The organism is Saccharothrix sp. ST-888 (assembly GCF_000955975.1).
GTDB lineage: Bacteria > Actinomycetota > Actinomycetes > Streptomycetales > Streptomycetaceae > Kitasatospora.
On sequence record NZ_JYJF01000720.1, the window covers coordinates 1 to 332 of the forward strand.

1 protein-coding gene is annotated in these 332 nt (G+C 73.5%); it reads right to left on the reverse strand.

From position 1 onward, the window contains the following. The coding region (locus UK12_RS42325) for a hypothetical protein (RefSeq protein WP_197085420.1) at positions 1 to 332 on the reverse strand (332 nt) is incomplete at both ends.

A 332-nucleotide genomic window follows, 5' to 3' on the forward strand; every position in this document is an offset into this window, starting at 1 on the left:
CGCCGCCGCGCTCGCCGCCTCGGCCTCGGCGGCCGCCTCGTCCTCACCCGCGCCGGCCTCGCCCTCCGCCGCCGCCACAGCGAGCTCGGCCTCCACCGCATCCACCGCCGCAGCGACCTCAGCCTCGACCTCCGCAGCCTCCGCCTCGGCCTCGACCTCAGCAGCCTCCACAGCGACCTCCGCCTCGACCTCATCCTCCTCCGCCTCGACCTCAGCCTCGACCTCAGCATCCTCCGCCTCGGCCTCGACCTCAGCAGCCTCCACAGCAACCTCAGCCTCGACCTCAGCAACCTCCGCCTCGACCTCAGCAGCCTCCACAGCGACCTCAGCCT